Consider the following 357-nt stretch of genomic DNA (forward strand, 5'->3'; position numbering starts at 1 on the left):
GGTTAATACGGAAGTTTTTATTTTCCCCTGTCTTGGAAAGGGATATCCTGAACGTATCAAAGAAATAAATTATATTCTCCCCATAAAAGACGGCGACCTTGAAACCATAGCCCAACCCATCGACTTTATCGGCGTAAATTTTTATTCCGAGTCTCCTGCGGCGGCAGATGAAAATTCTCCGTTTAAATTTACAATGAAACCCTTTTGGCAGGATATGACGGCAATGAATTGGCCCTATACTCCCGCCGGGCTTGAGAGGCAGCTTCTTTGGATAGCGGAAATTTCAAAGGGTGCGTTTGGCAAAACTGAAATACCAATTTATATTACGGAAAACGGTTGCGCCTACGAGGATATTGT

The 357-nt window shown here is 42.6% G+C and carries 1 protein-coding gene; it reads left to right on the top strand.

All coding sequences use genetic code 11. The features are described 5' to 3' along the window. On the top strand, positions 1-357 hold a 357-nt coding region (locus tag ACYVTD_RS18150), incomplete at both ends, for a family 1 glycosylhydrolase (protein ID WP_461249002.1).

Source organism: Treponema sp. R6D11 (assembly GCF_054786075.1).